Here is a 13,331-nt window from a genome sequence, read left to right on the forward strand (position 1 = left end):
TAATAAGTGGGATACTGATGGGTAGTGGGATATATCATGAGATAGAAGTAGAGGTAGCGGGGGGAATAATAGACATACTGATAGAGAACAATGGAGTGGTGTATATAATAGAGTTGAAGGTAGACAGAAGTGCAAAAGAAGCAGTTGAGCAGATAAAAGAAAGAAGGTATTATGAAGGCTTTGCAGGTAGGAAATGCTATTTGATAGGAGTGAATATAGACAGTAGTAAGAGGAACATATCGGAATGGGAATATGAGGTGGTAGTTTAAAGTAATGAACAGACAAGTTTTACCCTATTTTAAGCTTCTCTGGAGAAGGAATACGATAATGTAAATTTTAGGATAGAACAGGTGAAGTGTTCCACAGAAAGCTTGTGCGAACAAGCGATGCGGAAAACCATATAACTGTTATGTTGCCATATTCGTAAACGCTTAAAACTCAAGAAACAAAGGAAAAGACTTCAATCTTAAAAATTAAACGATTAGGAAGTAATTGTATTTGCAAGATATATTATTGGCTAACGGATTTGATACGTGTTTTTGTCGTTGATTTGTTCATTTTAGCCATTTCTGTATAAACTCAAAAACAGTTACTCGATCTTTTCTTAATTTTCTTTACAGTTGGGTACCAAGTCGGAAAAGTCTCTGTATTTTTGTCTTTTAGAAAATTTCCTTTCCTATGTCTGCAAACTTTGCTTATTATATTGCAGTTAGTACTTGTTAGATCTTTTATACTTTTTTACAACGTTTTCTTGGACTTGTAGTATTATAAAGCTTTTTTGCACAAACCACTTTTACAAATTCTTTAGCCCTTCACGTAGTTTTGTGTTTCAACTTTGCGCTTTTGATAGTTAAAAAACTCAAAGATGTTACAAAATTGCCGAGGTATTTTCTTTGTGTTGTGTTCAAGTTTTAATTTGACCGCTTTGTATCTATCTTTTTGAACATTGCATGTAATAAACACAAATTCTACATTGTTTTTCCTCTTATTGTCTACTTTCTCTTTAAAACCCGAGATTCCCAATTTTTCTTTCAGTTTTTTTAGTTTCTCTTCACTGAGATTAAGTTTGTTTTCAATTTTCTATAGTTTGATAAGAAGTTTGTCTAATTTCTCTTGCTTTTGAAATTTCTTAGCTCTTTATAGTAATCTAAAATATTAAAAACTGTTTGCTATTTTTATCATTGCTACAAACCCCGAGGAAAAAACGAATATTCATCAAAATTACCGTAAACAGAATACTTTCTGTTTTGCAAGTAATGAATTTAGAACGGAAATTCTCCGATATTTATACTTGCACAAATGGTGCTTCTATTGATTGAAGGAATGTTCCAGTAGATTTTGTTAATAAAACAAAAGTCTCACATTTCTATGAATTAATGCTAGGTTACTATCCAAAACTTAACGCATATTCGAGAAAATTTTGCAGTTTTTTATGAATAAATATTGCATGGTATTTATTTTATTTCATATACTGTAATATCTCCATGTCTTTACCTATGATAATCGTACTACCAGGAATTATTTCCTTGTAGCTTTCCAAAATTTTCCAGAGTTTGTAAAACTTTTCATCTTTTTCGTAAGCTTCTGCATAAATTTTTGTCGCACTTGCATCCCCCGTACCTTTTATGTATTCTGCTCTGCTAAGTGCCTCTGCTTTTATAATAGCAGCCTTTTTATCTGCCTCTGACTTTATTCTTTGTGCTTCTTTTTCACCTTCTGCCCTTATGAGTGCAGCTATGCTCTGTCTTTCAGATTTCATTCTTTCAAAAACGGCATTCCTATTTTCAAGTGGAAGATCTGTTCGTTTGACCCTTACATCCATTATCTCTATACCAAATTCTTTCACGTTGTTTATAGAGAACTCGAGTACCTCCTTAAGGAAAGCCCTTTCTTGTGTAACAATTGTATCCATATCCAACTTTGCGAGAGTGTTTCTCAAACCAGAATAAACTATGTCATCAAGTCGTGACAATGCAAGATTTTCAGTTCTCATGCTTTCAAGAAATAACTTTGGATTAGAAATTTTCCATATTATGAACGAATCAACCACAAGGGTCTTTTTATCCTTAGTTATCACTCGTTCCGGAGGATTATCGTATATGGAATACCTTTTATCAAACTTTACTACGTTGTCTACAAAAGGTGTTTTGAAGTTCAAACCTGGTTTGTCTATTACCTGTTTTATTTCCCCAAATCTAAGTATTACAGCATACTGTGTTTCATCAACAATTACAACAGATAGGGAAATGAATATTATAAGTAGGACACTTAAAACTATCACGCTTATTACTACTAATTTTCTCGTCATTTTTCATCACCACCGAGTAATTTGTCCAAAGAAAGTAGGTTAATTTTCTGCGAATCATCGAGCATGATAATCTTTTTTGTCTTTGCAAGAACTTCTTGTAAAGTAGCAAGTTTTAGTCGTGTTTCTGTTACACGTGGAGATTTTTGGTATTCCTCAAGAAGTGCTAAATATCTCTGAGTTTCTCCTTTGGCTTTTAACACTTGTTGCTGCGCGTATGACTCAGCTTCTAAGATTATTTTCAAAGCCTCTCCTTCTATTTTTGGTATAAGGTCGTTTGCATATTTATTAGCTTCATTTATGTAACGTTCTTTGTCTTGTTTTGCATTGTTTACGTCATCAAAAGCAGATACAACTTCTGCTGGAGGCACTACTTCTTGAAGTAAGACATTGACTATTTTTATTCCGGCTTGGTATTTATCAAGCAAGTCTTGGACAATCAATAAGACCTCATCTGCAACTTTTTCACGTTCTTGGGTGAGGATTTCATCAACTGTTCGTTTTGAAATTCTGTCTCGTAAAGCGGATTCAGTAACAAATTTTACAAGATTACTCGGATCCTTTATCCTAAATGCAAATTTTACGGGGTCAGAGACTTTATACGACACAACAGCTTCAACACTTACTATGTTACCATCACCTGTAAGCATTAACGCTTCCAATTCTTTTGCCTCATATTTCCTGTCATCAACCGTTTTAAAACCTATTTCTTCCTTTCTTATACTTTGTACATCAACAATCACATGTGTCTGAAACGGAACAGGGGCATGCATATGGATACCTGGTCCGACTGTTGACGTGAATTTACCAAATGTTTTTATTAATGCAACTTCAGAAGGATTTACTTGGAAGATTCCAGTACCTAAGTAAATTAACAAGAGAATAACTATTATTGAAAATAAAATTACTCCTTTTTTCATATAGTTCTCACATCCTCTCAATTATTTTGTACAAAGTCTTTGCTGCAAGATAAGTTCCTTCCTTTTCATATCCTTCAACTCCGAGCATTGTTCTAATTTCACCAACTCTTACTCCTGTCTCAAACATTCTTTTTAAGAATATTTGTGCTATTTCATGATGTTTTTCTTTTCTTTGAACTGCTCCAAATGGATTGGCAAAGTAACTTTCTGTGAGTCCTTCCTCTGAAGTTGTACCTTTCGACATACGTTTACCAGCTGAGAATACTTCTAAGGCTTCCTCTAATTCATCAAAGAGTACTATCCGTTCATTATCATCTTTTACTTCTGTATAATTATTTGCGTACAGGAAGAAATCTATAGGTGTTGGTTTCACTATCTCTTTGTAATTGTTAAATGGAACAATAACCCTTGCGTTTATCTTGTCTGGATTCATAAAGATACTTCTATCCATAGTATAGTAGGCATAGCCTGGTGGTAAGTCATCTAATCTTACAAATGCCCCTGTCTCAGTGCCGTAAGCTACCACTTTGCCGTTCAATATGTCAAGTGTTCCCATGTCGTCTATTATAACATCAACGTATGCCACTTCTTCCAATCTGTTTAATGCATCTAAGGTTTCGCTTTTACCCGCACCACTGTCACCTACAAACATCGCAACTGCACTCTTGCCGTTTTTTAAAACGATTCTTGCCATTGAGCCATGTATTGGCAATTTTCCTTGGTCTATACGTATCAGGTTGTGTATGGTAAGTGTAGTTTTTTTCATGTAACCAAAGTAATCGTTTTCATCAAGTGCAGGTATTACTCCGATGTACAACTCACCATCTTTGAAGATAACGCCATTTTTCCACCGTTCTTCATAATCTGGAATATTTTCTATTGGTAGTCCAAAAATTAATACACCTGACACTATTTTACTTTTCATTTCTGTAATATCGGCAAATTGGAACAGATTTCCAAGACCTGCTGCATGTGACAAATACTCCTTTTGAACGTATATATACATGAGCAGTTCGCCAACAAAGATAGGAAAGAGAAACCAATCTTTATCTTTGTTTGGTAACACCAAATTATCAATCACTTTCTTTTCTACTACTGGTAATACGCCCTTTCTTTTATTGGAGCGCGTATAGAAAATAACAGGTGGATCAAATATAGCTCCCCATACAACCGGAATACCTGAAAGATTGCACAATCGCTCGTCAGTGCAGTCAACGTTATCAACAAGAAATGTTACTTGTGCACCACTTGGTAACTGACGAATTATGTTTGTACTATCCGGCGAGATATTTTTCATTATAGTTCTGTATAAGTTTCTCACAAGGTTTTTAAATTCCTCAGCTATCATCGTAGCTGTGAACACAATGCTTGTTTTTCTTGCGTTATCAACTGTATATTTCTCTTTCTTTATCATAAATCTGTGTTTGTTCCTCCAGAAGGAATAGAAGGATTCGATGAATTTTGCCAAATCATCAGGATTAACGTAGTTAATTATCGTCGTTATTTCTTTTATATCTCTTAAGGTTAACAAATGAAGGTATTCTGTAAAATGCCTTATATTGTAATCGTTCCCAACTCTAAACGCTTCGAGAGTTCTCAACAAAGGACTGTTACGCTCTTTAAGAAGATCGATATATTCTTGTAACAAATTTTCGAAACCAGAATTACTAAGGATTTCACTTGAATCTGTGTATACAATTGATCCATCAATGATTACACTTCGTCCCATTTAAGTCCCTCCTTTAAAAGGTAAGAAAGTCTCACCTTGTCTACAAGGTAAAGATATCCTACAAGCGCCTCAAATCCAGTACTTTCTTTGTACCGCAAATCATTACCGTGTTTCTTTGCACCTTTACTGTTGATCCCTCTACGAACAATTCCTTGCTCTTTTTCGTTCAGTAAAGGCAATATTGTTTTCAATATTTTACTTTGTCCTTCACGTGAAACATATTTGTTTGCCATCTTGTGCAGTTCAGTTACTTTTGTATCCGTAAGAATATGTAACTTTGCGTATAAATTGAAAACTGCATCGCCTATATATGCCAGTGAATCGGTGGACATTTCGTTTGGATTAACGCTTGGTTCTGGAAATATTTCAAGCGATTTTGATTCTTTCAACATTTCTTGTTGCAATTATATCAGCTCCCGTGTCAAGCACGTTTTTTATTAACACATCTCCAGAACTTACGGGTGCTTCAACAACTGTACTTTTCAAAATTTTCATAATGTCAGCCAAAAGTCTACGCGGAATAGGTTTTGAGGTTTTTACTGAAACCAATGGAATATCCCCATTGCGCACAAGTATACTTGATGTGAGTATTCTTAGGGGTTCAGTCATTTCTTGTCGTCCATACTCTATTCCACGGGGACATTTGTTACCTGTAACAATTATTTCACCATCATTTTCAAGGGTAACAATTAATCTGCATCCAAGTGGACACATTATACATACCATTTCATCTTTTTTCATTCTACCACCTCCACAGTAATGTCTCCTGTTCCAATTCTTGACTCGGGAATTTTGATGTTTATCATCTCACTTGGCATTAAATTTGCATGCTTTTTGTTGTAGAGTAGGTTGTTTCTTTGTTTGACTCTGATTGTTCCAATCTCCAAAGGTTTTTTTACTCTAAGATACAGATTCAAGTTTGTTCCTTCCTCATACCATGTTGGAAATAATATTCCAACGTTCTGTCCTTTTTCAACAGTGAATTTGGCTGCTTCCCAGTTATTCTTTACATACATAGCTGCAAACTTACCAGCGATGGCACCTTCTTCGGTAACCCAGTCAACTAAATCATATATAACTGTGCAATTACCTGCAGCAAATATCCAATTTAAAGAGGTTCTACCCGAACTTGACGTTACTATTCCTTTTGTCCAAGGATCAATTTTTAAGAAATCCTTGAAGAGTGTACTTTGTGGTATTAGACCAACTGAAAGAACTAGTGTATCTACATTAAAAGTTTTTTCAGTACCTGGTATAGGTTTGAAATTTTCATCTAATTGAGCGATGATAACTTTTTCAAGACGTTCCTTGCCGTATATGCCAACCACTGTATGACTTAAGTAAAGTGGAATATTAAAATCTTTGAGACATTGTCTAATATTCCGTTCAAGTCCTCCAGGATAAGGCATCCGTTCTACGACAGCTACAACTTCTACACCTTCTAACGTTAATCTTCTTGCCATGATAAGTCCTATATCTCCTGAACCTACTATTATAGCTTTTTTACCGGGGAGTCTATTTTCTAAGTTAACAAACCGCTGTGCTACACCTGCGGTGAAGACACCAGCTGGACGTGTACCCGGAACTAATATACCACCCATGGGTCTTTCTCTAGCTCCTGTGGCGACTACAAGGGTTTTGGGTTTGTAAATCGTTACACCTTCTGTTGAAACGACGACAACTTCTTTCCTCCTGTAATCAATTTGATGAACGTATTGTTCCACTTTTACGATTACGTTTGGATATTGTTTAACTATATTCTTAACTCTTTCAGCATATTCTGGTCCTGTTAATTCTTCTCTGAAATAATGGAGTCCAAAACCGTTGTGTATGCATTGATTCAAAATTCCTCCACTTCGTTCGTCTCGTTCTACTATGACCACTTCATTAACACCTTCTCGGGCAGCACCAATTGCAGCACCAAGTCCAGCGGCGCCGGCACCTATAACGAGTACGTCAACAGTTTGTTCTTTCATAACCCTCTCACCTTCCCGTTTAAGATAACACTTTTTTCGCTTCTAAGTCTTATTTCAGATAGATCAACATTAAGCTCTCTTGCAAGGATTTTCATAATTCGATGCATACAAAAGCCACCTTGACAACTACCAAACATCGCTCTCGTCCTAAACTTTATGCTATCAACTGTTTTTGCACCCTTTCTTATTGCTTGTATGATTTCGCGTTCAGTTACTTTGTTACAAAAGCAGATCATTTTACCGGCGAGTGGATCTTTTTTAATTTCTTCGTCCCATAATATTGTTGGTAAATCCGCATAATGTTTTATTCTTTCTCTGGTTGATTTAAAATCTTGTTTTGCAATAAATGTTTCACCAAGCACTTCTTGTATCTCCTCTACCATGAACTTTGCTATCGCTGGAGCTGCTGTTAAACCAGGTGAGCGCATCGCCATTGCATTGAAGAATCCAACAATATTTGTTCTACCAATGAAAAAGTCTTTTTGTGGGCTTTCCGGTCTAAGACCTGCGAATGTCTTAATTGATGTACGAAAATCTATAAGCGGAGTCATTTTAAGCGCCTTAGACATAAGTGATTCGAATCCCTCGAAGGTTGTTGATGTATCTTCTCTAAATTCACGTTCCGGTGGAAGATCAACAGCTGTTGGACCAACAAGTATCCCTCCATCCACCGTAGGAGTTACAAGAGTACCTTTACCGAGTACAGATGGTGTTGGGAAGAGAATACTTTTAACAAATCCACTAAACTCTTGCTTGTCTAGGAGTATATATTCACCTTTTCTTGGATGAAGTGGAACGTACGTAGCTTGAGCCATTTTTGCGATCTCGTCAGCGTATATACCAGCAGCATTTATGATAACATCAACGTCAAACTCTCCTTTATTTGTTATCAATTTTTCTATCCTTCCACTTGTTGTTTTTATACCAACAACTTCGGTTTCAAGATAGAGCTTGGCACCGTTTTCTACTGCATTTTCGACAGCTGCTATTGAGACCATCCAAGGCTCAGTGATACCTGCTGTTGGAGCCCAGAGAGCAGCTATAACCTCGGGGTTTACGTTTGGTTCATGGGAAAGTACTTTGTCTCTGTCCCATATTTCAAGACCTTCAACACCATTTTCTTCTCCACGTTTATACAAAGTTTCAAGAATTCTCACTTCCTCCTCTTTGAATGCTAAAACAAGAGAACCAATTCTTTTTAAATCAATCTGCAATTCTTTTGCAAGATCCGTGTACATCCTGTTGCCAGGTACGCAAAATTTTGCCCTCACTGTTCCAGGCTCGTCATCATATCCCGCATGAATTATTGCCGAATTAGCTTTTGTGATTCCCATCCCTACGTCACTGTTTTTTTCGAAGATCAAAACTTCAACATCATAACGCGATAATTCACGGGCTATCAATGCCCCAACTACTCCTGAACCAATAATCCCAATTTTCATGTAATTAATCCCTCCCAGATAGACAAAGAATAGCTAATTTAGCTTCTTTTATTATATTGTATCACATGATAAAATATTTTCTAAGCAAGCAAATTATTAATGGGAGGAGAACGGATGTTTGTATCCTTTGAAGGTATAGATGGTTGTGGGAAAAGCACTCAGGTAGAGCTTTTTACTGAATACTTAAAATCTAAGAATCTGGATTTTGTAAAAGTAAGAGAACCTGGCGGAACAGAGCTTGGAGAGAAAATCAGACAACTGTTAATAAATCAACAAATGTGCGCAAGAAGTGAGTTATTACTTTTTCTTGCTTCAAGAGCACAGCTTGTTGAGGAAATTATAAAACCAGCCTTGAGAAATAAAAAAGTTGTTGTAGCTGATAGATTTGCCCACTCGAGTTTAGCTTATCAAGGATGTGGAAGAGAACTTGGAATAGATACTGTACAGTTGCTCAACGACTTCGCAACAGATAAAGTATATCCAGATATTGTTTTTTTCATAGATGTAAGTGTTGACATCGCGATGAGTAGAATAAAAAATACACAAAAAGATCGAATAGAAAGAGAGGAAAGAGATTTTTGGGAAAAAATAAGAGACTGCTACATTGAACTGGCAAAAAAGGAAGCACACTTTGTAATTATCAATGGCGAGCGTGATCCAGAGAGTATCCATAGGGACATAGTAAATAGTTTTGAGAATTTTTACAAAAAAATGGAACTTCTGAATTGTTAAATCATACTTATATATTTTTCAATTATATCTTTCATAAATTCTAACATGCTTTCAATCATCCATCCGAATAAAAGCATAAGAGTCAAAAAAACTACGATGATTCTTGGAGCAAACGTAAGAGTTTGCTCATGGATTTGAGTGGCAGCTTGGAAGATGCTAATCAAAATACCAACCACCAAGCTTACAAGCAATGGAGGTGTTATTAGAATGAGTAACAACTGAATAGCATGCTTCGTTACATCTATGAAAACTTCTAGTGTCATATAATGCACCTCTAAGAATTTTTTGATTATTGAGCAAAACTTTTGACAAGGCTTACAATTATCGATTCCCAGCCATTTGCTAAAACAAAAACAAGTATTTTGAATGGTAACGACACAAGTACTGGTGGTATCATTATCATACCTAAGGAAAGTAATATACTTGCAACAACCATATCGATTACAATGAACGGTATATAGATTAATATCCCCATTTTAAATCCAATCTCCACTTCACCTAAGACGAATGCAGCTGTAAGTAAAGAATCTGAAGCTTCCTCTATTTTTCTCACGTTTTGCTTCAGTGCTGCTGCGATTGTAAACACGTTATCCTCGTTATGGTGGTTAACCAATTCGTTTATCATAAATTTCCTAACACTTCCCATGGTCCTTGAAAAAAAATCTTGATATGTTATCTTACCATCCATATATGGTTGTAAAGCTGTGTTGTTTATTTCATTCCATGTCGGTTGCATTATGAAGAAAGTCAATATCAAAGCCAACCCTATAAGTACCTGGTTCGGTGGGACCTGGCGTGTTCCAAGTGCGTTTCTTACAAACGAGAACACAATTATTATCCTGGTGAAAGAAGTAAAGAGTATTAATATACTTGGAGCTAAGGTTAGTACAGTTAAAACTAATAGTATTTCAAGTGTAGCTACAAGATCTCTGGGCTGTTGTGTTGGTGTGACTTGTATACTAATTCCAGGAATTGGTGCTTCTTCTTGAGGAAAAAGCGTTGAAGATAATAGAATTATTAACGCAAAAATTACGAATCTTTTCACTTTTTATCACCAACGTATTTGTGAAGGATATTTTTAAAATCTTCTTGTTGTTCAATTTCACCTTCTTCTATGGTGTCAAGTTTTTTTATAATTTGTGCTTTTCCAGGTGATATGAGTAAAACATAATATTCTTTGAATATTCTTACTAAGGCAAGGTATGTATTCCTATCTAAATAAACTTTACTTATAACCCTAGCAAAACGCCCCCCAACTAAATTGGGGAGCTTTCTTTTTACAAGCCAGTATGTAACTAACATCAAAGCAGTAAAAATCAAAAGCCCTATGAAGAAACTTATAAATTCCTTTATTTTATCCCACTCCTCAGTCAAGTTCTAAATTACTTAAGAACTTTTTGTACCGCTTCGACTACACGTGACGCTTGGAATGGCTTTACTATAAAATCTTTCGCACCAGCTTGTATAGCCTCTATAACCATCGCTTGTTGACCCATAGCACTGCAGACAATTACCGTGGCGTTAGGATCGAATTTCTTGATCTCTTTAATTGCATCGATTCCATTCATTTCAGGCATAGTTATATCCATTGTAACAACGTCCGGTTTGAGTTCTTTATATTTTTCTACCGCTTCTACACCGTTTGCAGCTTCTCCAACAACTTCATGCCCTGCTTTTGTAAGGATATCTTTCAGCATCATCCTCATAAATGCTGCATCATCAACAACTAAGACTTTCGCCATTTTATGCCACCTCCGAACCAATAATTTCTTTAACTATTTCTTCCAAATTAAGATAAACTATTAGTCTTGCACCTTTCTTGATCAATCCTCTTGCTTTTTTCCCGTACGTATTCATCTTCCCAAGATTTGTTTCAAGTTCCGAAGTATTCGTTCTCAAAACCCCAACCACTTCATCAACCATGAGACCAAATTCTATATCTTCTACTTTTGTAATTATTATCTTTTTATAATTTTTAGACTCGACACCTGCCAACAACATAGCAAGGCTTATGACCGGAATTATTTTACCACGCAAGTTTATAACACCTTCTATTATTTTTCTGGCACGAGGTACAGGTGTTATCTCAGTTTTGTCTATGACGATCTCGACCATCTCAACATCTATTGCCATCTCTTGGTTCAGTGCTTTGAAAACAAGTACTTCGAATTCTTTAATCTCATCCATCTTACTCACCTCACTCAACAATATTTGAAACATCAAGGATTAAAGCTATGCTTCCATCACCAAGTGTTGCTCCTCCACTAAATATTTTAACATCGCTGAAGATTTTTCCAAGCGATTTTATAACAATATCTTCTTGCCCTATTAATGTATCAACAGCTAATCCATACTTTCGTGTACCAGCTTTCACTACAACTACGTTCATTTCCTTTGGACTAACTTCATGTTCCATACCAAATACTTCCCAAAGTTTTACTATAGGTATTACCTCTCCTCGTATAACAATAACTTCCTCGTTTTGGACAACTTTTATTTCTTCTGTAGTTATTATCAACGTACTATCGATTATTGAAATGGGTATAGCATAAACGTAATTATTTACTTTTACAAGCAAAGCCTGTATTATGGCAAGTGTCAATGGAAGTCTGATGGTAACCTTTGTTCCTTTACCAATTTTACTTTCAATTGATACGGTACCGTTGAGAGCTTCTACCGTGTTTTTTACAACATCCATTCCAACGCCCCTACCTGAAAGTTCACTTACCTGCTCTTTCGTTGAGAACCCAGGTAGGAATATGAATTCAAATATTCTTTCATCAGGTAGGCCCGCAGCTTTTTCCTCAGTTATTAAACCTCTTTCAATTGCTTTTCTCAATATTTTTTCTCTACTCATTCCGCGTCCATCATCTTCTACTTCTATGACTACGTTATTTCCTTCGTGCCTTGCAGACAACTTAACAGTTCCTATTGGTGGTTTTCCATGAGCGATTCTCTCTTCTTTTGTTTCTATACCGTGGTCTATGGCATTTCTAATTAGATGAACTAATGGATCACCTATTACTTCTACAAATGTTCTATCAAGCTCTGTCTCCTCACCCTCCATGATGAAATTAATCTCTTTTCCAAGATTCTTTGACAAATCTCTAACCATCCTTGGGAATCGGTTGAACACAAATTCAATAGGAACCATTCTAACTTTCATAACAACATTTTGCAGATCAAGCGTTATACGACTCAGTTGAGCAAGTGATTCATCAACTTCCTTGATATTGTACTTTTTAAGTATATCTGCTATTCTACTTCTAGCTATTACCAATTCTCCCATAAGATTCATTAAATTATCAAGTTTCTCTATATCAACTCTCACCGTCTGGGTTACTTTTACCCTTTTTTGTTCTTCAGTACTTTTTTCCTTTTCAGTTTCTTTTCTTTCCTCTTCATTCACTTTTTCTCTTTCAAGCTTTACAGGTTTAACTATTACATTCTTTATCTCTGATATACCCATGATCTTGTCGTAAATCTTTTCTTGTGATACCTTGCCAATTCCTATGAGTTCAACAGTCAAGTCAAATTTTTCATTTTCAATATCTTCAACAGAAGGTATAGAGTGTATTATGTCAACACCTATCTCCTCAAGTGTATGGAATACCATGTACATCCTTGCAGACTTTAATTGTGTACCTTCTTGAAGGTTAACTACTATGTGATAGGCAGGTATACCTTTCTTGGCAGCCTCAGAAAGTACATCATTTATAACTTCCTGAGTAAAACTTTCATTTAACTTAATAGCCGGTCCAACTTCAGCAGAAGTTACAGCCTTTTCCTTTTCTTTTCCCTGTACTGATTCTTTAATTTTGGCAACTTTCTCGCCACTTGCAATCCTTTCAAATATTTCAACAAGTCCAGTAACATCTTCATCAATTTCATCTGACCCAGTGTTAACAATGTTGTTCAACATCTTCTCAATATAATCAAGCCCCGCGAAAAGATAGTCAAGTTCATCGCTACTTATTGATATATTTCCAGCTCTTGCAGCATCCAAATAATTTTCCATTCTGTGACACAGCTTCGCTAACAACTCAAATCCCATAGTACCTGCCATACCTTTTAATGTGTGCAAAGCACGGAACGCACGGTTGATCTGCTCAACATCGGATGGATTTTTCTCGAGTTCCAATAACGAGTCATTTAACAGCTGAATGTACTCTTTTGTCTCATCGATGAAAACACTAAGATATTCGTTGAACTCACCCATTTAACTCC

Annotated in this window: 15 protein-coding genes; 2 read left to right on the forward strand and 13 right to left on the reverse strand. The window is 35.9% G+C overall.

What is annotated here, in order from left to right; all coding sequences use genetic code 11:
* The coding region (locus N2Z58_08165; GenBank protein ID MCX7654633.1) for a PD-(D/E)XK nuclease domain-containing protein at positions 1–269 on the forward strand (269 nt) is incomplete at its 5' end.
* A 1,190-nt stretch (positions 270–1,459) separates the two neighbouring features.
* Here the strand turns inward: N2Z58_08165 and N2Z58_08170 are convergent.
* Genes N2Z58_08170 through N2Z58_08200 form a run of 7 tightly spaced genes read right to left on the reverse strand, consistent with a single transcriptional unit; the run spans position 1,460 to position 8,372 of the window.
* Positions 1,460–2,308, reverse strand: coding sequence for a protease modulator HflC (locus tag N2Z58_08170; GenBank protein ID MCX7654634.1), 849 nt, complete (start codon positions 2,306–2,308; stop codon positions 1,460–1,462).
* Positions 2,305–3,225, reverse strand: a complete 921-nt coding sequence (gene hflK, locus N2Z58_08175) for an FtsH protease activity modulator HflK (protein ID MCX7654635.1) — start codon at positions 3,223–3,225, stop codon at positions 2,305–2,307. Before hflK ends, N2Z58_08170 begins: the two co-directional genes overlap by 4 nt.
* 7 nt (positions 3,226–3,232) lie before the next feature.
* Entirely contained in the window at positions 3,233–4,954 is a 1,722-nt protein-coding gene (locus tag N2Z58_08180) for a hypothetical protein (protein MCX7654636.1), read from the reverse strand.
* Positions 4,939–5,358 carry a ribonuclease III gene (locus tag N2Z58_08185; protein MCX7654637.1) on the reverse strand — a complete coding sequence of 140 codons (420 nt, stop codon included), beginning with the start codon at positions 5,356–5,358 and terminating at the stop codon, positions 4,939–4,941. Before N2Z58_08185 ends, N2Z58_08180 begins: the two co-directional genes overlap by 16 nt.
* Positions 5,321–5,695 (reverse strand): DUF1667 domain-containing protein, encoded by a 375-nt coding sequence (locus N2Z58_08190; protein ID MCX7654638.1) that lies wholly within the window; start codon positions 5,693–5,695, stop codon positions 5,321–5,323. The genes N2Z58_08185 and N2Z58_08190 overlap by 38 nt, the downstream gene beginning before the upstream one ends.
* Complete coding sequence (locus N2Z58_08195; protein MCX7654639.1) at positions 5,692–6,930, reverse strand: NAD(P)/FAD-dependent oxidoreductase; 1,239 nt, start codon at positions 6,928–6,930, stop codon at positions 5,692–5,694. Before N2Z58_08195 ends, N2Z58_08190 begins: the two co-directional genes overlap by 4 nt.
* Positions 6,927–8,372 carry an NAD(P)/FAD-dependent oxidoreductase gene (locus tag N2Z58_08200; GenBank protein ID MCX7654640.1) on the reverse strand — a complete coding sequence of 482 codons (1,446 nt, stop codon included), beginning with the start codon at positions 8,370–8,372 and terminating at the stop codon, positions 6,927–6,929. Before N2Z58_08200 ends, N2Z58_08195 begins: the two co-directional genes overlap by 4 nt.
* 114 nt (positions 8,373–8,486) lie before the next feature.
* Here N2Z58_08200 and tmk point away from each other — a divergent pair, with 114 nt between their 5' ends.
* Positions 8,487–9,104: a dTMP kinase gene (tmk, locus tag N2Z58_08205; protein MCX7654641.1), complete on the forward strand. Its 618-nt coding sequence runs from the start codon at positions 8,487–8,489 to the stop codon at positions 9,102–9,104.
* Here the strand turns inward: tmk and fliQ are convergent.
* Genes fliQ through N2Z58_08235 form a run of 6 tightly spaced genes read right to left on the reverse strand, consistent with a single transcriptional unit; the run spans position 9,101 to position 13,323 of the window.
* Positions 9,101–9,367, reverse strand: a complete 267-nt coding sequence (fliQ, locus tag N2Z58_08210) for a flagellar biosynthesis protein FliQ (GenBank protein ID MCX7654642.1) — start codon at positions 9,365–9,367, stop codon at positions 9,101–9,103. The genes tmk and fliQ overlap by 4 nt on opposite strands.
* A gap of 26 nt (positions 9,368–9,393) precedes the next feature.
* Positions 9,394–10,149 carry a flagellar type III secretion system pore protein FliP gene (fliP, locus tag N2Z58_08215; protein MCX7654643.1) on the reverse strand — a complete coding sequence of 252 codons (756 nt, stop codon included), beginning with the start codon at positions 10,147–10,149 and terminating at the stop codon, positions 9,394–9,396.
* Positions 10,146–10,478 (reverse strand): flagellar biosynthetic protein FliO, encoded by a 333-nt coding sequence (locus tag N2Z58_08220; GenBank protein ID MCX7654644.1) that lies wholly within the window; start codon positions 10,476–10,478, stop codon positions 10,146–10,148. Before N2Z58_08220 ends, fliP begins: the two co-directional genes overlap by 4 nt.
* An 8-nt stretch (positions 10,479–10,486) precedes the next feature.
* Positions 10,487–10,846: a chemotaxis protein CheY gene (gene cheY, locus N2Z58_08225; GenBank protein MCX7654645.1), complete on the reverse strand. Its 360-nt coding sequence runs from the start codon at positions 10,844–10,846 to the stop codon at positions 10,487–10,489.
* A gap of 1 nt (position 10,847) precedes the next feature.
* Positions 10,848–11,291, reverse strand: coding sequence for a chemotaxis protein CheW (locus N2Z58_08230; GenBank protein MCX7654646.1), 444 nt, complete (start codon positions 11,289–11,291; stop codon positions 10,848–10,850).
* A gap of 10 nt (positions 11,292–11,301) precedes the next feature.
* On the reverse strand, positions 11,302–13,323 hold the full coding sequence (locus N2Z58_08235) for a chemotaxis protein CheA (protein MCX7654647.1): 2,022 nt from the start codon (positions 13,321–13,323) through the stop codon (positions 11,302–11,304).
* Between the last annotated feature and the right edge of the window lie 8 nt (positions 13,324–13,331).

The sequence above is a fragment of the Fervidobacterium sp. genome (assembly GCA_026419195.1).
Taxonomy (GTDB): Bacteria; Thermotogota; Thermotogae; order Thermotogales; family Fervidobacteriaceae; genus Fervidobacterium.

Bases quoted from the DNA above. Each gene is read 5' to 3' on its own strand.
- N2Z58_08170 (MCX7654634.1), bottom strand. From the start codon at position 2,308: ATGACGAGAAAATTAGTAGTAATAAGCGTGATAGTTTTAAGTGTCCTA.
- hflK (MCX7654635.1), bottom strand. From the start codon at position 3,225: ATGAAAAAAGGAGTAATTTTATTTTCAATAATAGTTATTCTCTTGTTA.
- N2Z58_08180 (MCX7654636.1), bottom strand. From the start codon at position 4,954: ATGGGACGAAGTGTAATCATTGATGGATCAATTGTATACACAGATTCA.
- N2Z58_08190 (MCX7654638.1), bottom strand. From the start codon at position 5,695: ATGAAAAAAGATGAAATGGTATGTATAATGTGTCCACTTGGATGCAGA.
- N2Z58_08195 (MCX7654639.1), bottom strand. From the start codon at position 6,930: ATGAAAGAACAAACTGTTGACGTACTCGTTATAGGTGCCGGCGCCGCT.
- N2Z58_08200 (MCX7654640.1), bottom strand. From the start codon at position 8,372: ATGAAAATTGGGATTATTGGTTCAGGAGTAGTTGGGGCATTGATAGCC.
- tmk (MCX7654641.1), top strand. From the start codon at position 8,487: ATGTTTGTATCCTTTGAAGGTATAGATGGTTGTGGGAAAAGCACTCAG.
- fliQ (MCX7654642.1), bottom strand. From the start codon at position 9,367: ATGACACTAGAAGTTTTCATAGATGTAACGAAGCATGCTATTCAGTTG.
- cheY (MCX7654645.1), bottom strand. From the start codon at position 10,846: ATGGCGAAAGTCTTAGTTGTTGATGATGCAGCATTTATGAGGATGATG.
- N2Z58_08230 (MCX7654646.1), bottom strand. From the start codon at position 11,291: ATGGATGAGATTAAAGAATTCGAAGTACTTGTTTTCAAAGCACTGAAC.
- N2Z58_08235 (MCX7654647.1), bottom strand. From the start codon at position 13,323: ATGGGTGAGTTCAACGAATATCTTAGTGTTTTCATCGATGAGACAAAA.